The following is a 23,156-nucleotide window of genomic DNA, read 5'->3' as shown; positions in this document are numbered from 1 at the left end:
CCCTGCACGATCACGTGATCGCCCGCCTGCAGACCGCCTTCGACGATCCAGTTCTGACCCTGCATGCCGGTCGTCTTCAGCGGACGCGGCTCGACCTTGTTGCTGGCGTTCACCACCAGCGCGATCGCCTGCCCCTTCTGGTCGTGCGTGACGCCGATCTGCGGCACCAGGAACGCGTTCTCGTTCACGCCCTCCTCGATCCGCGCGCGCACGAACATCCCCGGCAGCAGCACGCGGCCCGGGTTCGGGAACACCGCGCGGATCGTCACCGAGCCGGTGGTCTGGTCGACCGTCACGTCCGAGAACTGCAGCTTGCCCGCTTCCGAATAGGTCTTGCCGTCTTCCAGGATCAGCGACACCTTCGCCGCGCCCGGGCCGCTCGTCTTCAGGCGCCCGCTCTGCACGTCCTGGCGCAGCTTCAGCCCTTCGAGGCTCGACTGCGTGAGGTCCACGTACACCGGATCGAGCTGCTGCACGGTCGACATCAGCGTCGCCTGGCTCGCCTGCACGTACGCGCCCGGCGTCACTTGCGAGATGCCGACGCGGCCCGTGATCGGCGACACGACATCCGTATAGCCGAGGTTGATCTGCGCGGTGTCGACCGCCGCCTTGCCGGCCGCGACGTCCGCCGCGGCCTGGCCCTGCGTGGCCACCGCGTTGTCGTAGTCCTGCTTGCTGACCGCGTTCGCGGCCACCAGCACCTTGTAGCGCGCGACCAGCGCGTTCTGCGTGACGAGGTTCGCCTGCGCCTTCGCGAGCGTCGCCTTCGCGCTGTTCAGCGCGGCGACGTACGGCGCCGGGTCGATCTTGTACAGACGCTGACCGGCCTTGACGTCGCTGCCTTCGGTGAATTCACGGCGCAGCACGATGCCGTCGACCCGCGCGCGCACCTGCGCGACGAGGAACGCGCTGGTGCGGCCCGGCAGGTCGGTGAAGACCGGTACGGCCTGCGGCTGGACGGTGACGACGCCGACTTCAGGTGTTTGCGGCGGCGGTGCCGATTCTTTTTTTCCGCAGGCAGCCAGGAAAACCGCGGCTGCCGCGACAGTGATCAAGCGGTATGGAACCCGTTCGACGCGCATGGAGCGACCTCTCACAAATAGACGACATTCAATGGGAATCACCAGATCTCCTCGCGGCCTGCATGCGCGGGCGGAATGCTCTCGCTTCCGTCCGACACGCATGCGGGCACGTGCTTCGGGTGTGCGGTGCACCCTGCGGAGCGTTCGTTTGCCGAACTGCTTCCGTAAAAAGGAACGGCGAGCCCGCGGCCCCGACGGGCACGCGTTGCCGCGGCGGCCAGCCGGGACGCTAGCGCGCGGGCCGGAACGCGGCGCCGGCGAATTCGATGAACGCGCGCGCGGCGGCCGACAGACGCGCGGCACGCACATGCGCGAGCTTCAGCGTGACGGGCGCGAGCGGGCGAACCGGTGCGATGCGCACCAGCGTGCCGGCCGCCAGATCGGCGTCGACGAGATACGCGGGCAGCACCGCCGCGCCCATGCCGGCCACGGCCAGCCGTCGTGCCATCTCGAGATGGCCGACGCCCGCATTGCCGGGTGCCGAGCCCGGTCGAATCGCGGCCGCAGGGTCGTCGTCGGCCGCCGGCGGTTCGAACCGGACGGTCGTGAGATCCGGCCAGCCGCCCGATGCCGCCGCGCCGCCCTGTGCGGCGACGTAACCCGGCGCCGCGACGCGCACGGATTCGTACGCGGCCAGCGTATGCAGCGCGTGCGCACCGGATACCGGCATACCGTCGATCAGGAATGCAACGTCGATGTCCTCGGCAGTCAGGTCGACGTACGCATCGGTCAGCGTCACGGTCGGCCGCACGTCCGGAAACAGGTGCACGAAACGATCGAGCAACGCGCTCAACTGGCTGAGCCCGAACGCGACCGGCGCGGCCACGCGCAACGCCCCTTCCGGCTTGCTGCCCATCGCGACGAAACGGCCGTCGATCTCGTCGATCGCGCCCAGAATCCGCTCGACGCGCGCGAGATACAGCTCGCCGATTTCCGTCAGCGACTGGTGGCTGGTGCTGCGTTGAAGCAGGCGCGCGCCGAGCCGCGTTTCGAGCGCATCGACCAACCGGCTCGCCATCGCCGTCGACACGCGCAGCCGCGTCGCCGCGCGGCGGAACCCGCCTTCTCTTGCCACCGTCACGAATGCCCGAATCGATTGAAGTTGGTCCATTTGTCCGGATTCCCCTGCGCGGACGGCTGCCGTTCCACCTGCACCCGCCGGCACGTCGCGTGCCGATCCGCATCAGCCCGGCCAATGCAGCGGCGCCGACGCCGGCCACGCCGGGCCGGTCGGCACGCTCGCGACGGGCGCGAGCCGGCATACAACGGGCGCAAGCCAGCCTCGGCCGGCCCGATGTACGATCATTCGATAGCAGTCCTGAGTCTTTTCCAGCGATTCGCGGCGGCAACACGTGCGGCAGCGGCCGCGGATCATGCGACGGTTTTGCCTGCGTCACACGAACGCACTGGAACACATTTCTTTCAGCAGGTGCAATGGTATGAAAACCACCGGGAAATAGCTTGCCCGATCCTGCGATTGTTTTGCCTTAATTTCCGAATTTGTGCGCTGCACACCTCGCAACGACGGGCGATACGACCACCGACCATGCAGGTCCGGATGATCGGGCTAATTTCCGACAGGTTTGGGCAATCCGGCGCACGCAACTGGTCGTACGATGTGACCGCCGTGCCGGCGCCCCTGCCTGTTTCTCGACGGGGAATCGCCGCCGCGCACCTCGCCTCGCTCACTCCGCCATCCGCTCACGCAACATGGAAACCGACGCCCGAACGCCACCGCAACCGCGCCCCCTGCCCGATCACGCCCCGCGGTCGCCGGCACGGCCGCACGCGGCCCGGCTCGCGGCGTTGATCGCCGCCTACGCGCCGCACGACGGGTGGTTCGACCTCCCGGTGCGCGGCATGCGCATCTCACGCGCGTCCGGCGCGCCGGCGCAGTGGAACCACGGCGTGCACCACGCGTGCATGAGCATCGTCGGGCAAGGCGCGAAGTCGATGCGGGTCGGCGACGACGCCTACACGATCGACGAAGCGCGGATGCTGGTCGCGACGGCCGACGTGCCCGTCACCGGCCGCGTGACGCGCGCAACGCCCGCCGAGCCGTTCCTTTACGCGCAGCTCGAACTCGATCCTGCGCGCATCGCCGCGCTCACGCCACGCGTGTTCCCGCGCGGGTTGCCGAAAACCGTCGACTGCGGCGCGCTCGACACGCACGACGCGACGCCGGAAATCGTCGACGCCGTCGCGCGGCTGATGCAGTTGATGGCGCAACCGGTCGAGCTCGACCTGCTCGCGCCGCTGATCGTCGACGAAATCCTCATTCGGCTGCTGTGCGGTCCGTCGGGTGCACGCGTCGCGCAGGTTGGCGAGGCCGGTTCGACGGCGCAGCGCATTTCGCGCGCGGTCGCGTGGATTCGCGACCACTACCGCGATCCGATGACGGTCGACTCGCTCGCGCGGCAGGTCGACATGAGCCCGTCGACTTTTCATCACCACTTCCGTGCGGTCACGTCGATGAGCCCGTTGCAATGCCAGAAGGTACTGCGACTGCAGGAGGCGCGCCGCCTGATGTGCCTGTCGGCGATGGATGCGCGGCAGGCGTGCCGCAGCGTGGGCTACGTCAGCGCGTCGCAGTTCAGCCGCGAATACGCGCGGCTGTTCGGCGACGCGCCGGGCCGCGACGTCGCGAGGCTGCGAGGCGAAGCGGTGCCGCTGTCGCGCGCCGCGCCATAAGCCGCTTCACGCGGGCCGGATGCGCGTGCGTGCCCCGCCCTTCTTCCCGTTCTCATTCGCCCGCTCGGCCAGCACGGCTTCGTCGATGCAGCGGGCGAAGTATTCGGCCGACGACGTGGGCACCACACTGTCGCGAAACAAAAGATACAGGTGGCGCGCAGGGTGTGCGCCAGTAGCCAGCGCCGCCAGTAAATATAGGAATACGTATTATTTAAGCTAGTAAGGATCGGTATGCGGCGCTCGCGCACCGCACCGTACCTGAATCAGGAATTGCGTGACGCGCAGGACGCGGTCACCGCAGCCTCGTCGGCGGCCAGCAACTCGGGCACGCATTCGCGCAGGAAATCGACGAACGTGCGGATCTTCGCGTCGAGATACTGACGCGACGCGTACAGCGTATAGACCGTCAGCTTCTGCAACCGGTATTCGGGCAGCACGCGCACCAGCGCACCGCTCGCGAGCCCGGGCAGGGCGGCCGGGATCGGCAGCGAGCCGATCCCGAGGCCGGCACGCAGCGCGGCGCCAAGCGCTTCGGCGATGTTTACCTGGAAATCCGGCAACGGCAGCTCGAACGTTTCACGACCATTGGGGCCGTCGAGATGCCAGCGGTCGCGCGGAAAGAGCGACGTGACGATCTGCAGGCACGCATGACCTTCGAGGTCGCTCACCGTGTGCGGCGTACCCCGCGCCTTCAGGTACGCGGGTGACGCGCACAGCACGCTGCCCACGTCACCGAGCCGCTGCGACACGAGCCCTGAATCGGGCAGTTCGGTCGTGCTCAACTGCAGCGATACGTCGTAGCCTTCGTCGATGATGTCGGGCACGTGCTGCGACAGCGTCAGCTCGACCGCGACCGACGGATAACGCTCACGGTAGCGCACGACCGCGGGCACCACGTAGGACTGGCCGAAACTCGTCGTCGCGTGAACGTGCAGCCGCCCCGACGGTTTCGCCTGTGCGTCGGCCGCCTCGGCTTCCGCTTCGTCGATATAGCCGAGGATCCGCTGGCAGCGGTCGAGATAGCGCTGCCCGGCGTCGGTCAGCGCAATGCGGCGCGTGCTGCGGTTGAGCAGGCGCGTGCGCAGATGCGTTTCGAGTTGTGCGACCGAACGCGATGCGTAGGCCGTCGTGATGTCCAGGCGATGGGCCGCGCTCGTGAAACTGCCCTCCTCCGCAACCCGGACGAAAATGCGCATCATCTGTAACGTGTCCATCGACCTGTCCCCGGGATTGAGATCACGTCGCGCCGCCGTGCGGCCTGGGTGCCGGCGGCTCCGGCACAGGCCGGTCTGGCGCGAATTGTGCGGAACAGTACAGCAGCGCTGCAGGCGTGTCCAGTTCGCCGTACGCGGCGTAATCCGGATGCCGAATCGTGCCGTGGAATCGCTTGTCGCATGGCATCCGGGCCGCGCGTGCACGCACCCGAGCATCAACGGGCATTGGGCATCGGGCCGGCAAAAACGCCCCGCCGGCCGCGATGCCGCGGCGCAATTTACGCCCTCCCCGTTTCGCGCGTCACGCAGCGGCCGCCACGTCGAAAGGATTGCGCAACACGATCGTGTCGTCACGCTCCGCACCGGTCGTGATCATCGACACCGGTGCGCCCGCGACCGCTTCGACGCGCGCGATGAAATCCTGAGCGGCGCGCGGCAGCGCCGCGCGCTCGCGCACGCCCTTCACGGTGCCATGCCAGCCGTCGAATCTTTCGTATACAGGCTTCGCGCGCGCCTGCGCATCGAGACTCGCAGGCAGATGGTCGACACGCGCACCGTCGAGTTCGTAACCGACGCACAGCGCGATGGACTCGAAGCCGTCGAGCACGTCGAGCTTCGTGATTGCGAGCGAATCGATGCCCGAGATCCTGACGGCCTGACGCAGTTGTGCGGCATCGAGCCAGCCGCAGCGTCGCGGCCGGCCGGTATTGACACCGAATTCCTGCCCGCGCGCGCGCAGCGCTTCGCCGGTGACGTCGTTCAGCTCCGTGAGGAACGGGCCGCCGCCGACACGCGTCGCATACGCCTTGGTCACGCCCAGCACATGGCCGAGCTTCGACGCGCCCAGGCCGGTGCCGGCCGCGGCGGCCGACGCCACGGTGCCCGACGACGTCACGAACGGGTACGTGCCCCAGTCGATATCCAGCATCACGGCCTGCGAACCCTCGAACAGGATGCGCTCGCCGCGATCGGTCGCGTCGTTCAGATCGGCCCAGACGGGGCGCACGAACGGCAGGATCTTCGGCGCGAGGCCGACCAGCGTCGCCAGCATCGCGTCGCGGTCGTATTCGTCGAGCCCCAGGCCCCGGAACCACGCGTTGTGATGATCGACGAGCACGTCGAGCTTGGCGGCAAGCCGGCCAGGCTCCGCGAGATCGCCGACGCGCAGACCGCGGCGCCCGACCTTGTCCTCGTAGGCCGGCCCGATCCCGCGCAGCGTGGTGCCGATTGGTTCGCGGCGCTGGCGCTCCTGCACCTGGTCGATTGCGCGGTGAATCGGCAACACCAGCGTCGCGTTCTCGGCGATCGACAGATTGTCCAGTGTCACCGACAGCCCGAGCCTGGCCATCCGCCCGATTTCCGCGAGCAGCGCTTCCGGATCGAGCGCGACGCCGTTGCCGATCACGCCGCGCTTGCCGCGCACGATGCCGCTCGGCAGCAGCGCGAGCTTGTACGTCTTGTCGCCGACGACCAGCGTATGGCCCGCGTTGTGGCCGCCGTTGTAGCGCGCAACGAGATCGGCTTGGGCCGCCAGCCAGTCCACGACGCGCCCCTTGCCCTCGTCGCCCCATTGGGCGCCTACTACCACCACGTTCGGCATGCTCCGCACTCCATGTGAGAAATTCAGACACTCGTTCGGCCGTGCCGGCCGTTTGTGTGCCATATTGGAGGAGCTCGATCGCCCGATCAAACGATTAAACCTGAACATTCGTGTGAGTAAAAATCACGCGAAACGAAGCAATGGCCCGACGACTTCCCCCGTTGAATTCGCTGCGCGCGTTCGAAGCCGCCGCGCGGCTCGGCAGTTTCACGCTGGCCGCCGACGAGCTGTGCGTGACGCACGGCGCGATCAGCCGGCACGTGCAGCAACTGGAGGCGTGGCTCGGGCGGCCGCTGTTCGAACGCCACAACCGGCGCGTCGAACTGACCGACGCCGGCCGTGCGTATCTCGCCGAGGTCGGCGCATCGTTCGACCGGATCGCGCTCGCCACCGCGCAGCACTTCGGTCACGCGCAGCAGCGCGTGCTGCGCGTCAGCGCGCCCGCGACGTTTTCGCTACGCTGGCTCGTGCCGAAGCTGTCATCGTTCCAGGTCGCCCATCCGGCCATCGAGGTGCGGTTGTCGACGTCGAACGAGCCGATCGAGAAATTGCGCGACAAGGTCGACCTGATCGTTCGCGGCGGCCCGCAAGCCATCGACGGTTACGTTGCCGAGGAATTCCTGTCGGAAGTTCGGCTGCCTGTGTGTGCGCCGAAGCTGCTGGAGGGACGGCCGCTGGACACGCCGGCCGATCTCGCGGGCTTCACGCTGCTGCACGCGGCCACCTATCCCGGCATGTGGCCCGAGTGGCTCGCGGCGGCCGGGCATCCGAATCTTGCACCGCGGCACTCGCTCACGCTCGAGCATTTCTACCTGACGCTGCAAGGCGCGCTCGACGGGCTGGGCGTCGCCATGGGGCCGATCGCGCTCGTCGCCGACGATATCGCCGAAGGGCGGCTCGTGCAGCCGTTCAGCGAACCGGCGCTGCCGCCGTGGCGCTACTTCACGTACGTCGCGTCCGCGCGGGCAAACGACGATGCCGTGCGTGCATTCAAGGACTGGCTGAAAACGACGGGGAACGCGACCGCGCGGGACGGACGGCACTGACCGCGTCGAGGAGTCGGTCGTGCGTAACGAGAAAGGCAGGATTCCGAATCAAACAACGGAAATGCACGGAACGTGATTTCAGGCGTGCACCGCGTGATCGTGATGCACACGGCAAGGCGCGGCTCACACCGCGCCTTGCCGTCGGACGACGCTTACTGGCTTGCTGCAGCGCCGGCTTTCTTCTCCGCGTTCTGCAGGTTCTGCGGATAGTTCGGATCATTGGCCGCCGGCTTGTAACCGGCATCTTCGAGTTTCTTCAGCTCGGCGGTGTTCTTCGCACGAGCAGCCTTGCGCTCGGCCTTGCGTTTGGCCCTGGCCGCCTTGCGTGCTTCGCTCTTCGCTGCCTTCGCATCCTGTGCGGCAGGCGCGCTGGCGGCGTCGGTCTGTGCAAACGCGGGAGCTGCCGAGCCGAACAGGAAAGCGGCTGCGGTAGCAGCCAGCGCGAGTTTTCTGATCTGGATTTGCATCGCTGAACTCTCTTTTTTGATGACTATCACGGATTGAACAACCATCGAGATACCGCCCCTGTCCTGATCGGTTGTCATGTCGCGATCAGGACCTGTGCATCATAACCGTGTCGCGAAAAATGTGGCGTGAACGTGATGACGGAATCGGGATACATGTATGGGAGAAGATGGGGCTCCGCACAGGCGTCATGTGCTAGAGACCGCGACGCTTATCGCCCGGTTCGGGAACGGCGACGGATTGGGCACGCACGATAGGCCGCTGTTTCACAGGTGGTGATGTCGACATGCTCATCCATGATCCCCGCAGCAGCAGTCGATCTGTGCGTCACGTTGCCATTCGACGCGGCTCGAGCGACGGTTCCTCCCATAAACGGTCACGATTCGGTTCCTCCGGCGATCAGGACGATCGCGTCGAGTCGCCGCGCCGTGATGTTGGCAGTCACCTGTGGCTTGGGTGACCTGTCGAGGTGAAGGTCGTCATTGACGGGTACGTATGACGAAAAGCCGAACACTGTGTGGTGAAGACGTCGATCGGCGTCACTTCACGCATGCGTCGAGAAAGCGCAAGTGACTGTGCTTGCGGATACATCACACCGTGAGCTTTGCCACAGACTTTTTATTTGATCGCTCAGGTGGCCTGCCCGTTGAGCGGTATCGCGATCGACACGGTTTGCCGAACCCAGTGCGGTACCGAAAGGTGAGAGCCTTTCCGGGAGCCACTTGCGATTTGGCGACGGTGAGCTTCGTCATAGACCGGATTTTCACGTCGGATCGGAACGATCTTCGGATCGGTCCTGGAGCCGGCGACCTGTGCAGAAGGTAGTTCGCCATGACGATCGCTCGCGGTCGGTCGTGCGGCTTTTGGCGGCTTGCCAGAGCCACAGTGCGACGGCTCGGTTGGTCCAAAGGTAGAAAATCGGGAGGCCGCCGCGTGGACACGCAGTCCGGGACGATTGCCTCTGCGCACAGTCCACAGGCTGAATTTGTTCGAAACATGCCGGTTGGCGACCGGTAAAAAGTTGTCCACGGACGCGGGATCACGAGGACAAAAATCCACTCGCCTGCAATCCACGATGATTTCGAACTGCTGCCGGCGATTCCGAAGACGGCCACCGCGGTGGCCGTGGACCTGCTCTGTCGGCCAAACGCAAGCGCGCGGGTGATCAGGAAGTGGATTCGTCGATCCCATAAACGGGAACCTGTACGCCGAATCGGGGGATTTCCTCGTGGTTTCCTCCCATAGGTTTCTACGTTTCGGCGTTTGTGAGTAGGCACTCACCCCTCCGGAAAGCCTTGTCGGGCCTGAAACCCTCGCAGGACAGGGGCCCAATCTCAGGTTCTGCACGGCTGGATCAGTCGTTCCGCGCGTTTTCCGTACCACAGACGGCTACCGTAGGTAGCGGTTTATGGGGTTCGTCTTTCTGTGGGAGCACACGTGTGTTTACATCTTTTGTAAACCACGTTTACTTCTTTAACTACTTTTAGACGGCTCACAGCCTTGTGCCACAAGGGTTTGAGCGGTGTTCGGTACCCATTTATGGGAGCACAGGTGGAAGGGTCTGGGGTTTCAGGTCTGTGGATTTGGGGAATGGGGTACCGAGTTGTGGGGTTTGGGGGTTGTGGATATGGGGCGAGCGTACCCGGTTATGGGAAATCGGTCGTAAATCGCGCTGGGTAGTCGTCTATGGGGATGCTTGAGGGTAGCCTTTTATGGGGCGTTTTTCTCGATCCATGAGTCCCTCAAGGCACAGCGATTTTCTTTGGGTAGCCAGTTATGGGGTATCTCGAAGGTACCTTTTTATGGGAACCTGCTCGGGCCGATTGGCTGAAATTCACCGTGGTGTTCCGGAAACCTTTCCCATGGACTGGATCGTTGGAGCATAAAGGTTACCTGCTATGGGGGAAATGGCAGGTTGCCATTTATGGGAGCGATTTCCGCGGGCGGGATCGAAAACAATGAAATCGATGACGCTGAAAGGTACCCTCCTGTGGGAATCGATGAAGGTAGCAAGTTATGGGAGGAAAAACGTGCTGTGCTGCAGGGCACCACGAATTCCGCCGACGATCTCGATTGCGGTCGATTGTCTCCCATGGATGGTTACCTTCGTGGGGGCAAATCTCGTGCCGGGTTTCGGTGTCCGGACACGAAAGGTAGCGGCTTTTGGGAAGCATTTTTTTCCAAAGGTAGATGGATATGGGGCTCCTTGCAAACCAAATAATCGAAATTTCCCCTTTTTTATCTGATAGTTAGACGTGATAGTGAAAGTGATACTGGAGCAATGACGTTGCTCCCGGACGAGAAAAGGTATAAAGTCTGCTATCAACAAGGTCACCTTATCCGGACATCACGATGCCGCGCAAGCCCGCAAGCAAAGGCTCAGACAAACAGGTTTCACTGTTTCAGACACCCGAGCCTCCCGACTTGCTGCGCAAGGCGGTCCAGGCGATCCATATCGCGCCCAAGTCCGGAAAGATCGGGCTGCAGCAGCGCAAGATGTTCAGCTCGCTGATCAAGAACGCACTTCGGCAGGAGGCGTTCGAGCCTGGCCGGACCAGCTTCTCGATCTCGATCGCGTCGCTTTCGCACGAAAGCGGGCTGAACAGCAACAACACGAAGTACGTGAAGGACACGGTCAACTCGCTGATCAGTACCGTCGTCAACTGGGACTACCTGGCCGCGGACCGTTCGACGGTCTGGAAAGCGTCGGGCCTGCTCGCCGGCGCGGAGCTCGAGCAATCGGTGCTGAAGTACAGTTTCTCGGACCAGATTCGCAGCGAACTGCTGAACCCCGAAATCTACGCGCTGATCGATATGCGGATCGCTCGCGAATTCCGGCGGTCGCACTCGCTCGCCCTGTGGGAAAACACGGTGCGCTACGAAGGGATCGGCATCACCGCAAAGATCCCGCTGCCGAAATTCCGTGACCTCATTCTCGGCCAGGACAAGGCGTCGCAGTCGTACAAGGAATACAAGCTGTTCAAGAGCAAGGTCCTGGTGCCGTGCATTCAGGAGGTGAACGAAGTATCGGATCACACGCTCGAGCTGATCGAACACAAGTCCGGCCGCAGCGTGGAAGCCGTGCAGTTCAAGGTGACGCGCAAGCAGAGCGCCGATACGGTGGAAGACGGCGACGTCAAGAACGAAGCGCTGGTCGAGGAAGTCGCCAAGTTCGGCATTCCGCGTTCGGAAGCGCGCCGGCTGATCACGCAATACGGCGTGCAGCGCATCAAGGCGGCGATCGCCTATACGCTCAATCGGACAACGAAGAAGAATGCGGCGCCGGTCGACAACGTGGCCGCGTATTTCCGCAAGGCGCTGACGCACGGCTATACGCTGGCTGACGGGCAGGGAACCGAGGCGGTCGCACCGGCGAAGGAATCCGCGCAGAGCAAGCAGGAGCAGATTCGCGACAAGTATCTGGCGGCGAAGGTCGAGGAAGCTGGCGCGTATTTCCGCGAACTGGAGATCGATGACCAGACCAAGCTGCTCGAACGCTACAACGAGACGGTAGTGGGCTCGAAGGACCTGACGCTGTCGCCGAAGAAGAAGGCGAGCAAGCTCGCGCAGACCAGCTTCTTCCGATGGCTGGCACTGGATACCTGGGGCGAACCGACCTCGGACGACCTGCTGGAATTCCTGCTCAAAAGCAGTCTCGCAGGCAACTGATCCAGGCCTCGCAGCCGAGCTGCATCGCGCGCCGGACTTTGCGGTCGTCCGGCTTCGCGGTGCAAGGCGGATGCGAGGCCTTCTGCTTTGGGCGCGTTAGTTACTTTTGCGCGGCCGTCGCCAGCTCGGCGACGTAAGCATCGATGACGATCTTGAGCTGGTCGGCAAGCGCCTCCTGATGGGACGCGTCGACGCCCTTGAGCTGCAGATCGAGACGGCCGTCCGGGTAGGTCTTCAACTGGCCGATCGCGCGCGATTCGAGCGCGAAGTCGTGACGGACGCTGTAGCGCGTGCGGCCCGTTTTCTTGTTGCCGTCGCTCTGCGCACGCAGGAAATTCTCGAGATCGCGGACCGATTTTTTCCGGTCGATCACGGCCGTCAGCAGCCGGTCGGCCGTCGGTTCGCCCAGGCGTTCGAAAATCAGCTTCAGAAAGTACGCCGCCTGCAGGCCGACCACGTCGTTCGCGCCGGCCATCCGCTCCAGCAGCGTGTTGGGCAGTGCGTTGAGCGACAGCGTCTTGCTGATCGATGCCTTGTCCTTGCCGATCTTTTCTGCCAGCGTGTTCTGGTCGGAAAAGACCTTTTCGTCGAGGAGGCGCTTCCACGCAACCGCGTCGTCGAAGATCGTCTGGCGTTCGTGGTCGTGGTTCGCGCGGTACGCGATCGTATAGAGCTGCTCGGGCGTGTGGTCCGTGCGGAACGTGGCGTTGATGGTCTCGTCGCCGTTGATGCTCGTCGCCCGCAGCCGGCGTTGCCCGTCGATCACGACGAGCTTGCCGGGAAACTCGGGAAGCCGCGTGACCTTGATCGGCTCGATCTGCCCTTCCCGTTTCAACGTCAGCGCGAGTTCGTGCAGGCTCGACTCCGAGTAGAACACGCGCGGGTTGAACGGATTCGGGATGCAGTCCTTGACCAGCACCTTCTGAGGTGCGCCAAGATCCGGCGTCCCGGCGGGCGTGACTGCGGGGGGCGTGCCAGCAGGCGTCGCCTCGGCGGCAACATTTGTAACGGCCGCGGGTTCGGGCAGCCGCGTTTCGAGGGCCGCATTTTCCTGCGCGAGTCCGCGCAACAGGCCGGCAGCGAGGTGCAGGTTGCCGGTGGGTTTCTTGTCTTTCGAAGTGTCCTTAGCCATGGGCGGCTCCGGTAGCGCGCGTCGACGCGATGTATTGGGCCATTTCCGTGACCAGCTTTTCGATTTCCGCGCGGGCCTCTTTCAGGCCCTTCAGGTATCGATTGTGGTGGTGGATCGTGGTGCCGAGCGCGAATGTCTGACGATAGACCTCGCGTTGCGCGATCTGGCTGTCGAGCAGATGCTCCCCTATTTCTTCAGCCCTTAGAATTTTTAAAATTTCTTCACGCATTTTAGTTTTTCCATTGACGCTATTCAGCATTAATGCGGAAGAAAGATTAGGGTTTCGAACGGCGCGCATCGATTCGATCATACGGATCATCGCGACGGTGCTGTACAGGTCGGCCGGCGACGGCGACAGCGGCACCAGGCAAAAGTCGGCGACTTCAAGGACGGATGCGATGCGCGGATCTTCGAGGTTGCCGGGACAGTCGACGACGATCACGTCGAAGTTCGCATCCTGCTTCTTGATCTCGCCACCAATGCCGCGGCCGGCGGGCGCCAGCGAAAGGACCGTCATCGGCAGGGTGTTCTCGCCACTCGTGACCCAGCGGACAGATGTGCCTTGAGGGTCGGCATCGATCAACGCGACTTTGTTGCCGCCGGCCTCGAACGCGGCCGCGATGTTGACGGAGATGGTTGTCTTCCCAGTTCCACCTTTTTGATTACTGACGGCGATCTTGAAAGCCATTAAATTCCTCCAAGGAGTTTTGCGTAATATATGTAGTTATTGGAAAAATGTCCAGAAAAGCATTCTATGCAATGCATATCTTGACGGTCTATGTGGTTGTCACGTGACAAGTAGGCCAAATGGTCTATTTGTTATCAACAAAAATATTACAGTAAAAATATAACTTTCGATCGCTTCACCAATGCGATCACTAGAGCCAGGAAAAGATTTGCTCGGTTTCATGTCGACGATAAGACGCAGCGTGAAAACCGGCTGCCGCGACAGATCTCCATCTCTCGCTTTACTCGTAGCGATTTCGATTGGTTAGGATCTTGGATATCGAAGAAGCTCCAGTTGTCACGTGACAAGTCGCTGGAAATCGGTCCCGGGCATCGCGGTACATCGCCAGGAGGTTTCTGACCAGGCCCTGGTGTCGACCCTCGACTATTCCATTTTTGTATCCGATATTCGGCTCTTGACCTTGCTCGACTATCTGATGAGGCGAGTTGTCACGTGACAAACGAGTTGTTGAGATGCGCCTGGAGTGCCTTCGCGGCATCTTCCTGGAGCAGTGAAGCGAACAGCATCGGGATACTTAGGCGTTGTCTACCAAGGCGGATTTTCACAGGCGGTGGTTAACCTCTCGATGTGGCTCGCTGCACGGTAAGCTGGTGAGTTGTCACGTGACAACCAAAACTCCTGACTTGGCCGCTTGATGGATTGATCGAGAGAAGCCGCTCGGGTATCACCGTGAGCAAGCGCCTGAGGATGGCGAGTTATGGAGAGCGGCTTATCGCTCTGAACGAACCGCTGCTGACTCCCTGCTCAAGCGCGCACTTGCCCTTGCATGAGTCCTTGGGACTGCCTGGAATAATATGGATCCGTTGCAGGTGTATCGAATGTCGGTGATGTGTCCCTATTTATTTGGGGACTCTCCGTGGTTTCATTTCGTCCGCCAGTCGGCAGGGGAGGGGTGTGGTCTCGTCGAACGCCGATGTTGCCATCGATGCATCCCGGCGCGCATCTGCGACCGCGACACCGAGAAACCGGCTGAATAGGTGAGAATTCACGCGCCAAACGGCGCGTGACAACGCAGGCGGATCGTGTCGTGAAACATTTTCGAGAAATGGGGTATTCTTGGAAATCCTTGTCTGGCAATGGCTTGCGCCACATTCTTCATGTTGTTTCACGCAAAATGAGCGAAATGACTCGTGGAAATGGGGGCGCATGGCGTTTCCGTCTGCCGTTGCCATCGATGCACAGATGATCGATACAGAATGTATCTTTTGATACGTAATTTGTGGTTAATGAAATGCTTTTGGGTGACCCAGGCCTGCGGGCGGCGAATTCGTTGCTAGTCGTGGTCAGCTTGAGATCATGTCGACACTCTGGCCCGACGCGCAGTGCTGATATTCAACGCGAGTTGTCACGTGACAACGCGTCATGTCAGTCGCACGATTTGGTGATGCGTGGCGCCTCGATAGAAGTCGATAGATGGGCATATGCGCCCAAGGACCAGAATGCTGAAACAGGCACCGCGGTTGTTGGGAGGGGGAAGCCCAGATACCTTCAGGAAGGGGGGAGGGCCCGCCAGTCCGCCACGGGTCCGGCTATGGGTGCAGGATGCGCGCTCCCGCGAGCGCGATCGTTGTCACGCGCAAGACAGCCAAGGGAGTTCCCCGGACAGATGTTGAGCAATTTGATCCTGAGTGGGCACGACGCGCGCATTCTGTCGCGCTCCCCCGATTCAACCGGCTCGATCAAATACGGGTGAAGCCGATACTGGTGTTCTGCGGATTCGGCCAAAACGGAGCACACGCCTCTCTCCCCATCATTGCCCGCGATCAATAACTTGCTGCGATCGACAGAACGACATCCATCCCGCCCCGCAGGTTATCGATATCTCGCCGTGGTGAATTGCCGAACAACCGGCTGTATTCCCGATTGAACTGGGTCGGGCTCGCATACCCGACCCTGAACGATGCCGATGCAGCGTCGAGACGCTCGGACAGCATCAGCCGACGTGCCTCGTTGAGCCGAATCCATTTCTGGTACTGCAGCGGACTCATGCCCGTGAGCTGGCGGAAGTGGTGATGGAACGTCGAACTGCTCATCTGGACTTGCGCTGCGAGATCGTCGACTCGTAGCGACTCGTCATAGTGGGCACGCAACCACCGGATCGCACGTGACACGCGGTTGCCCTGGCTGCCGGCAGACGCGATCTGACGCAGACGAACGCCCTGGTCGCTCGTCAGCAGGCGATAGTAGATTTCCCGCTCGACATACGGGGCGAGAACGGGAATGGCGTTCGGGTCGTCCAGTAACGCCAGCAAACGGTTCAGTGCATCGTACAGCGATTCGGTCATGTCGCCGACGACAAGGCCGCGGCCCACGGGGGCTTCGTCGCGATCTGGTGCGACCTGCATCATCAATTCCGTCAGGACACGGAAATCGAGCTTGAGACCGATCCCGAGAAACGGCTTCTCGTGGCTGGCCTCGATGACCTGGGTCGAACCAGGCAAATCGAGCGACGTGATCAGAAAGCGGTTGGCGTCGTAGATGTAGGCGTCGCCGCTCTGAATGACCCGCTTCGTGCCCTGAACGACAAGACCGAAGCTCGGCTCGACCATGCAGTCCATCGGCTGAGTCGGCGCTTCCCGGCGGTGGAAGCTCAGGTTCGGAATGGGCGTGGTGACGTGGTCGGCGCCTTCGGTCCACTTCGCGACACGTGCCGCGAGCGTTTGCCGCAGAGCGCACATGGGGCTGCGGCCGGCTGGTCGTTGATCTGCACCGTCGAATGCAGCGACGGCGACGTCGTCGTCTCGTTGGCCGGGGGTATATTGGACGGGTGCCGGATGCATGACTTCTCTATTCAGGTAATCGGGGGCGGGCAGGCCGCCGATATGCAGATGCTCCGGCAACGCATGCGCCATCCGGAATCGCGGCATGGCCGCATTGCCGGAAAGCGCAACGATCGGTGGAGCGGCTACTTCGTCGCCTGCGACGCGCAAAGTTGCCAGCGGCGTGATTTCGTTGCCGGCGCCGTCGCATGCTCGTCGACCGTGCGCCACCACCGCTCGCCGCGATGCGGTGCGTCGAGATCGAGGCGCTCACCGATCCTGGGCGTTGACAACTCGATGCCACGCACGAGCGCCAGCGCCGTGACCCGCTCGAACGGTTCCTGCCAGCGATGCATTGCAAGATCGAACGTGCCGTTATGGATCGGGACCAGCCAGCGTCCGCGCAAATCGATATGCGCCTGCACGGTTTCTTCCGGCTGCATGTGCACGTACGGCCATTGCGCATCATAGGCGCCCGTTTCGATCAGCGTCACGTCGAACGGTCCGAGGCGCTCGCCGATCGTCCGGAACCCGTCGAAGTAACCGGTGTCGCCGCTGAAGAACATGCGCAGGTCGTCGTCGACGATGACCCACGACGCCCACAGCGTGCTGTTGCCGTCGAACAGGCTGCGCCCGGAAAAGTGCTGCGCGGGTGTCGCCGTCAACGTCAGGCCGGCCACATCGACACTCTGCCACCAGTCGAGCTGACGAACTTTCTTTGCGTCGATGCCCCATTCGATCAGGCGGTCGCCGACGCCCAGCGTGGTCACGAACACATCGGTGGTTGCGGCAAGCGCCAGCACCGTATCGCGGTCGAGGTGATCGTAGTGATCATGCGAGAGGATCACACCGCGCAGCGGCGGGAGATCGTCAAGCGCGATCGGCGGGGCATGGAAGCGCTTGGGGCCGATGCGTCGGAACGGCGACGCACGCTCGGCGAATACGGGATCGGTCAGCCAGAATTCGCCGCGCAGCTTGAGCAGCAGCGTCGAATGGCCGAGCCGGTACAGGCTGCGATCGGGGGCGGCATCGAGCGTCGCGCGAGTCAGCGTATCGACGGGCACGGGGCCGGTGGGTACGGTGTCGCGCGGCTTGTTGACCAGCATGTTCCACGCGATCCCGAGTGTCTTGCTGAATCCTTCGACAGGACGCGGCGCGACATTGGTGAAACGCTCGCCGTTGTGCTGCGGCGACCCGCCGGACAGCGCGCGGCCGCGCCGGGCGGCGGCGAAACCCAGAATACGGTGAATCAAAACGAGAGGCGATGCCATGTCGGGGCGTCCGGAGAATAAAGTACACTAAACAGTGTAGTTTATTTTTTGGATAAGTAAACTGCCCGGTGTAAAATTTTCGTATGGAAACCAGCACTCCCCCCTTGCGCCTGACCGATCGAAAGCGCGCGGCCATCGTCGATGCGGCGATCGAGGAATTTCTCGCGGCAGGCTACGACGCGACCAGCATGGATCGTATCGCTGCGCGCGCGGACGTCTCGAAGCGCACGGTCTACAACCACTTCCCGGGCAAGGAAACGCTGTTCGCGGCGATCCTGCACAAGCTGTGGGAAGCGACGCAGACCGGCGGCTCGCCGACCTATCGCGCCGACGTGCCGCTGCGCGAGCAACTGCTCGCGTTGCTGGACCGCAAGTTGCGCTTGCTGAACGATGAAGCGTTTCTCGCACTCGCGCGCGTGGCGATCGGGGCGGCGATCCATTCGCCGGATCGCGCGCGCGACATGGTCGAGCGTCTCGGCGAGCGCGAGGAAGACGTGACGGTCTGGGTGCGTGCGGCCGCGGCGGCCGGCCGCCTGTCGGTCACCGATCCGGTGTTCGCCGCGCACCAGTTGCATGGCGTCGTGAAGGCATTTGCGTTCTGGCCGCAGATCACGATGGGTCAGCCGCCGCTCACGGCGCAGGAGCAGCGGAAAGTCGCGGAGTCCGCGGCCGACATGTTTCTCGCGTACTACACGCGGCCGGATGACGGCGATGCCGTGCGCGCCACACCGGACTGACCGTGCGTCGGGATGCCCTGCGCACAGCGAAGCCGGCGCACCTGAAGCCGAACGCGAGCAACTACCCATGAAGACGCTGTTGATCGTCTATCACACGATGACCGGGGGCACGCAACAGATGGCCGAAGCGGCTGCCGGCGCGGCGCGCGAGCAACCCGGCATCGACGTCAGGCTGCAGCGCGCGGATGCGACGAGCGCGGATGACGTGCTGGCCGCCGACGCATACCTGTTCGCGACGCCGGAGAATCTCGCGGCGATGTCCGGGCTGATGAAGGACTTCTTCGACCGCTGCTACTACGCGGCGCTCGATCGCGTGAACGGCCGTCCGTATGCGGCAATGATCTGCGCGGGAAGCGACGGACAGAACGCGTTGCGCCAGATCGACCGGATCGCGACCGGATGGCGGCTGAAGAACGTGGCGCCCGGCCTGATCGTCTGTACCCACGCGCAGACAACGGAGCGCATCCTCGCGGCGAAGACGATCGACGGCGACGATCTCGCACGCTGCGCGGAACTGGGTGCGGGTCTTGCCGCGGGACTCGCGCTGGGCGTCTTTTGACGGCGTTGTGGTTGTGGCGATTTGCGGCGCGGGTCGTGCGGACGTACAACCGGTCGAATACCGAAACCCTAGCCGTCTTTTGCCGTTGACGAAGGCCGATGGTATTCGGGCCAAAGACGTTTCACGAGATCGCGCGAGGCGCTGTACGCGTGGCAGCTGTCGATCTTGAGCGGCTTTCCTTCGCTGTCGCGGTAGTCCAGCGACGAGCGCCGCATGCCGACCATCGTCTGATAGGCGGTGGTGGCGATCGGGCCGAGCAATTCCTTCAAGTGCGTGCACGTGTCGCAGGACGGCAGGCGCTTGCGAACCTCGCTGTTCCAGCCGGCGCCGATGCTCAGGCCGACGAGCGCCTGCAGCGAGTCGCCGCCGCCCGGACACTGCGCATAGGGATGCGAGCGAATGAACGTGGATACCGCGCGAACGACCATGTCGGCGTCGAAGACGAGCGTCACGCCGAGGTCGTGGATCGGCGACAGCGCCGCGACCGTTCGCGTACCGCCCGGTGGCGTGAAATCGCTGGTCTTGCGGTCCGCGAGGCAGGCCGTCACTTCGAACAGGCCGTCGCTGCGCCGATAGCCGCGCATGTCGATGTGCCGATGGTGAATTTCCTCGCGCGTGATGCCGTCGTGCGCGATGTCGTGTCGGGGAACCATGTATCCGCTCCGTTTCGTACAACCGGTTCTTTTCGCAGGCAAAGGAGAACATCGCCGGTTGATCGGGCGTGCAGCGAAACGGACCGAGATGCGCTGCCGACGACGTCAATCCGGCCATACTACGCATTTTCCGGCATCTTCGTACACGACGAGATCGATGCGAACGCAACGAATCGAGGGGGCGTCCGGTGCGGCGGTGGGCTGTCGGACGGCCTGTCGCGTGACGTTGACAGGACGCGCGTCACGCGGAATGCCGCACGGGAGAGGCGGGCCGCTGCCGAAGCCGGGCCGGGCTTCGGCCCGATTTCCGCGACGTCCTCGAATGGCGTGACATCCGGGAGCGTATCCATATAATGCGCAACATGACCGCGCGGACGCCTTTCCGGCCTCCGGGGGCGGGCAAATGCAGACCGGCGAGTCAACCGGCCACCGCGCGTACCGGTATACTTCCACCCCTGCCTTGTCCGGCATCGTGGCCGGGTGCCTGAAAACAGCGTGGCGTGCGCGATGCGGCCCCATAGTGTCCCGCATCGGCGGCAGACGGGCCGCCCGCACGGCGGCGAGCTTTCGAGCCGCGCGGCATGGCCGCACGAACCACACCTTATATTCCTGGTGGATTGAATTTATGGGTTTTGAACAACTTGCCGAATTGCGGGCGCAGCTCGCAGCGAAGGCCAAGCAGGAGCGCAACGCGAAGCGGCCGGCAGCACCGGCGGACACCGGCGCAAAGCCGACGTCGGGCGACCGGCCGTCCCGCGGTGCCAAACCGGGCGCTGGCGCCAAGGCCGGGGCCGGTGCGAAGGCACCGCATCGCGCGAAGCCCGCTTCGGCCAAGCCGTCGGCACCGGTCGATCCGGTCATCGTCGCGATCGGCAAACTGCAGCGGAAGTTTCCGAGCGCGTTCCCGAAGAATCCGGCCCCCAAAGTGCCGCTCAAGGTCGGCATCTGGGACGACCTGGCGCGCGAAGCTCAGGCCGTTGGCCTCACCGAGGCCGAGCTGCGCGAAGCCATGTCGACGTGGTGCCGCGGCAACCGTTACTGGTCGTGCCTCGTCGAAGACGCGGTGCGCGTTGACCTGCAGGGTAACGAAGCAGGGCGCGTCACGCATGACGACGCGGCACGGGCACGCCGGCTGAAGTCGCGCCGTCCCGGCAAGGGCGCCGCGCAAGTGGCCAAGGGCGCACAGCAGCCGCCGAAGGCCGAGCAGCAGGCCGAGGCCGCGACCGCACCGCAGGCGGCGGATGCAGCAGAAGTTCAGACCGACGCCACGCCGCAGGTCGAGCAGCAAGTGGCCGGCAACGAGTAACGCCACCGCCGTCCGCCGCACGGCGCGTACCCGCATGCATGTCGCACGCGGCGCATGACACGACGGACTGACCTGCCTCGACGGAGGCAGGTCAGGACTGCCTCCCCCGGCGCTTGCCGGCCAGCACCTACCTATCCCGCGTCAACCAGGCAATGCAACCGGACGAGGCACGCTCGTCAATCGGGACTGCATGCTTTTCCATTTCCAGGAAAACGATTTGCATACCTTAATTTATCGGCGTCGTCGCTTGATAATTCGGTTTCCTGAAATAGTAATATCGGAATCGCCGGCCGGGACGTGAGCGATCTGGTCGGGCGCATCGCGACAGGGCGACGCGCGATAATCCCGACAGGCTCCTGATTGCACGACGCAGCTTGCATTTCGAAAGGTGCGGGAAACCCGCGCCCAAGCGATCCGGAGTCGCGTCCACCGATTTTCAACGTCCATTCAAACCGGATCATGAACCCGAGACATTCCGCGATTCTGGTCGCGCTCACGGCCGCCGCGCTGTTCGGCGCGGCAACACCGCTCGCCAAGGCGCTGATCGGCGCGATGTCGCCGTTCATGGTCGCCGGCCTGTTCTATCTTGGCAGCGGGGTCGGGCTCGGCATCGGGATCCTGCTGCGCAGGCTGCACAACCGCCGCGCACCGGCCGCGGATGCCGCGCCGCTGCAGCGCGCCGACCTGCCGTGGCTGGCCGGTGCGATCGTGGCGGGCGGTGTGGCCGGCCCGGCGTTGCTGATGCTCGGGCTGTCGAGCACGCCGGCGGCGACCAGTGCGCTGCTGCTCAATCTCGAAGGCGTACTGACGGCCGTCATCGCATGGGTCGTGTTTCGCGAGAACGTGGATACGCAGGTGTTTCTCGGCATGGTCGCGATCGTCGCCGGCGGCACGCTGCTGTCGTGGGTGCCGGGTCGGGCCGGCGTGCCGGTCGGTGCGTTGCTGATCGTCGGCGCCTGCCTGTGCTGGGCGATCGACAACAACCTGACCCGCAAGGTCGCCGCGAACGACGCGATGGTCATCGCGTGCGTCAAGGGGCTGATCGCGGGGCCCGTGAACATCGGCATTGCGCTGGCGACCGGCGCGCCGCTGCCTGCCGTACCGGTCACGGCTGCTGCGATGCTGACGGGGCTCGGCGGCTACGGGATCAGCCTGGTGTTGTTCGTCGTCGCGCTGCGCCATCTCGGCAGCGCGCGGACCGGTGCGTATTTCTCGATCGCGCCGCTGTTCGGCGTCGTGCTGTCGCTGCTGATCTGGCCTGCGCTGCCGCCGGCAACGTTCTGGGTCGCCGCCGCATTGATGGCATTCGGTATCTTGCTGCACGTGCGCGAGCGGCATGAGCACATGCACGAGCACGAGCGGCTCGAGCATGCGCACCGGCACCGGCACGACGAACATCACCAGCACACGCACGATTTTGCGTACGACGGCAACGAGCCGCACTCGCATTCGCACGTGCATTTGCCGATCACGCACAGTCACGCGCACTTTCCGGACATTCATCACCGGCATCGACATTGACCGCGGTCATGGACGGCGGACAACATGCGCCGCCAGGTGACCGTTTATGGGATGCGTGTCGCGCACTGGTCCATGACGTCGATGACGCAAGTGGACAGGCTGGTCGACGCGATGGCTATCGCGCGTGAGGAAAGCAGAAACCGAAATCTTCGCAGCCCGGGCACCCCGGTGCGGGGCCCGGCGGCGCGCCGAGCGAGGCCGCCACTTCCAGTGCGAGGAATTTCTTCCAGCGCAGGTGGGTGACGTTGCGCGCGGCCAGCGCGGGGAAATAACGATCGAGCATCGCGGATACCGCGTCGCGCCCGTCGAGCCCGAGATCGCGCCAGAGATGGTCGGGGCGCAGGCACGCATGCGCGATGATCGACGCGAGGCAGTCGGCATCGTCGCGGGCGACGCTGGGATTCGCGTCGTCCATCAGCCGCGAGCGCAGCGTCGCGACGAACGCAGAATGGTTGGCTGGTAACACTGCCAACGTGACCATTGGCATCAGTGCAGCGCCGGGCGCCAGATACGGAAACTGCCGGGCGAGCAAGCCGGCGAACTGGCCGGGGGACAGCCCCAGCAGCGAGAGTTCGTTGCGGCACGCGCGAGCCGCGACGAGCGCGCCGAACAGCCGTGCGTCGGGCGTGTCGGCATGCGCGGCCGCCGATCGGAGCGCGTGCAGCGCGCTTTCCCGCGCGGGATCGAGCGCGGCTGTCATCGC

18 protein-coding genes are annotated in these 23,156 nt (G+C 63.8%); 7 read left to right on the top strand and 11 right to left on the bottom strand.

The annotated features are described in order from the left end of the window. Together HWX00_RS14255 and HWX00_RS14250 are read right to left on the bottom strand one after the other, a co-directional pair. Positions 1-1,082: efflux RND transporter periplasmic adaptor subunit (locus tag HWX00_RS14255; RefSeq protein ID WP_175029432.1), on the bottom strand; the 1,082-nt coding region annotated here is incomplete at its 3' end. A gap of 229 nt (positions 1,083-1,311) precedes the next feature. Continuing rightward, positions 1,312-2,193, bottom strand: a complete 882-nt coding sequence (locus HWX00_RS14250; RefSeq protein ID WP_034191715.1) for a LysR family transcriptional regulator — start codon at positions 2,191-2,193, stop codon at positions 1,312-1,314. Between the two features lie 749 nt (positions 2,194-2,942). Between HWX00_RS14250 and HWX00_RS14245 the strand changes: the two genes are divergently transcribed. Next, complete coding sequence (locus tag HWX00_RS14245) at positions 2,943-3,773, top strand: AraC family transcriptional regulator (RefSeq protein WP_244131172.1); 831 nt, start codon at positions 2,943-2,945, stop codon at positions 3,771-3,773. Positions 3,774-4,036: 263 nt separating this feature from the next. On the opposite strand, the gene HWX00_RS14240 is transcribed toward HWX00_RS14245, so the two are convergent. Next, positions 4,037-4,987, bottom strand: coding sequence for a LysR family transcriptional regulator (locus tag HWX00_RS14240; protein WP_034191717.1), 951 nt, complete (start codon positions 4,985-4,987; stop codon positions 4,037-4,039). Between the two features lie 301 nt (positions 4,988-5,288). Further along, positions 5,289-6,587, bottom strand: a complete 1,299-nt coding sequence (locus HWX00_RS14235; protein ID WP_175026892.1) for an adenylosuccinate synthase — start codon at positions 6,585-6,587, stop codon at positions 5,289-5,291. Between the two features lie 140 nt (positions 6,588-6,727). Between HWX00_RS14235 and gcvA the strand changes: the two genes are divergently transcribed. Continuing rightward, entirely contained in the window at positions 6,728-7,633 is a 906-nt protein-coding gene (gene gcvA, locus HWX00_RS14230; RefSeq protein ID WP_034191719.1) for a transcriptional regulator GcvA, read from the top strand. 152 nt (positions 7,634-7,785) lie between these two features. Here the strand turns inward: gcvA and HWX00_RS14225 are convergent, their stop codons facing one another. Then, entirely contained in the window at positions 7,786-8,100 is a 315-nt protein-coding gene (locus HWX00_RS14225) for a DUF4148 domain-containing protein (RefSeq protein WP_124610123.1), read from the bottom strand. A 2,350-nt stretch (positions 8,101-10,450) separates the two neighbouring features. Here HWX00_RS14225 and HWX00_RS14220 point away from each other — a divergent pair. After that, positions 10,451-11,767 (top strand): replication initiation protein, encoded by a 1,317-nt coding sequence (locus HWX00_RS14220; RefSeq protein WP_034191720.1) that lies wholly within the window; start codon positions 10,451-10,453, stop codon positions 11,765-11,767. Between the two features lie 100 nt (positions 11,768-11,867). On the opposite strand, the gene HWX00_RS14215 is transcribed toward HWX00_RS14220, so the two are convergent. The 4 genes from HWX00_RS14215 to HWX00_RS14200 form a co-directional block, all read right to left on the bottom strand. After that, on the bottom strand, positions 11,868-12,899 hold the full coding sequence (locus tag HWX00_RS14215; RefSeq protein WP_175026891.1) for a ParB/RepB/Spo0J family partition protein: 1,032 nt from the start codon (positions 12,897-12,899) through the stop codon (positions 11,868-11,870). Next, a complete protein-coding gene (locus tag HWX00_RS14210; RefSeq protein WP_031398033.1) occupies positions 12,892-13,587 on the bottom strand; it encodes a ParA family protein in 696 nt (231 codons plus the stop codon). The genes HWX00_RS14215 and HWX00_RS14210 overlap by 8 nt, the downstream gene beginning before the upstream one ends. 1,823 nt (positions 13,588-15,410) lie before the next feature. Beyond that, entirely contained in the window at positions 15,411-16,427 is a 1,017-nt protein-coding gene (locus tag HWX00_RS14205) for an AraC family transcriptional regulator (protein WP_034191740.1), read from the bottom strand. Positions 16,428-16,552: 125 nt separating this feature from the next. Beyond that, entirely contained in the window at positions 16,553-17,677 is a 1,125-nt protein-coding gene (locus tag HWX00_RS14200; protein ID WP_124610117.1) for an MBL fold metallo-hydrolase, read from the bottom strand. A gap of 83 nt (positions 17,678-17,760) precedes the next feature. Here HWX00_RS14200 and HWX00_RS14195 point away from each other — a divergent pair, with 83 nt between their 5' ends. Then, entirely contained in the window at positions 17,761-18,414 is a 654-nt protein-coding gene (locus tag HWX00_RS14195; protein ID WP_124610116.1) for a TetR/AcrR family transcriptional regulator, read from the top strand. Between the two features lie 67 nt (positions 18,415-18,481). Next, positions 18,482-18,973: a flavodoxin family protein gene (locus HWX00_RS14190; protein WP_034191725.1), complete on the top strand. Its 492-nt coding sequence runs from the start codon at positions 18,482-18,484 to the stop codon at positions 18,971-18,973. A gap of 68 nt (positions 18,974-19,041) precedes the next feature. On the opposite strand, the gene HWX00_RS14185 is transcribed toward HWX00_RS14190, so the two are convergent. After that, positions 19,042-19,626, bottom strand: a complete 585-nt coding sequence (locus tag HWX00_RS14185; protein ID WP_034191726.1) for a DUF2889 domain-containing protein — start codon at positions 19,624-19,626, stop codon at positions 19,042-19,044. A 625-nt stretch (positions 19,627-20,251) separates the two neighbouring features. Between HWX00_RS14185 and HWX00_RS14180 the strand changes: the two genes are divergently transcribed. Then, on the top strand, positions 20,252-20,932 hold the full coding sequence (locus tag HWX00_RS14180) for a ProQ/FinO family protein (protein WP_124610115.1): 681 nt from the start codon (positions 20,252-20,254) through the stop codon (positions 20,930-20,932). Positions 20,933-21,391: 459 nt separating this feature from the next. Beyond that, complete coding sequence (locus HWX00_RS14175) at positions 21,392-22,453, top strand: DMT family transporter (protein WP_175026890.1); 1,062 nt, start codon at positions 21,392-21,394, stop codon at positions 22,451-22,453. 115 nt (positions 22,454-22,568) lie between these two features. Here HWX00_RS14175 and HWX00_RS14170 read toward each other — a convergent pair whose 3' ends face one another. Next, the gene (locus HWX00_RS14170; protein ID WP_175026889.1) at positions 22,569-23,153 is read right to left on the bottom strand and encodes a nitrogen fixation protein NifQ; all 585 of its coding nucleotides are present in this window, start codon (positions 23,151-23,153) and stop codon (positions 22,569-22,571) included. Between the last annotated feature and the right edge of the window lie 3 nt (positions 23,154-23,156).

The sequence above is a fragment of the Burkholderia seminalis DSM 23518 genome (genome assembly GCF_902832885.1).
In the GTDB taxonomy this organism is placed as follows: Bacteria; Pseudomonadota; Gammaproteobacteria; order Burkholderiales; family Burkholderiaceae; genus Burkholderia; species Burkholderia seminalis.
This window is presented reverse-complemented; position numbering and strand designations above follow the sequence as displayed.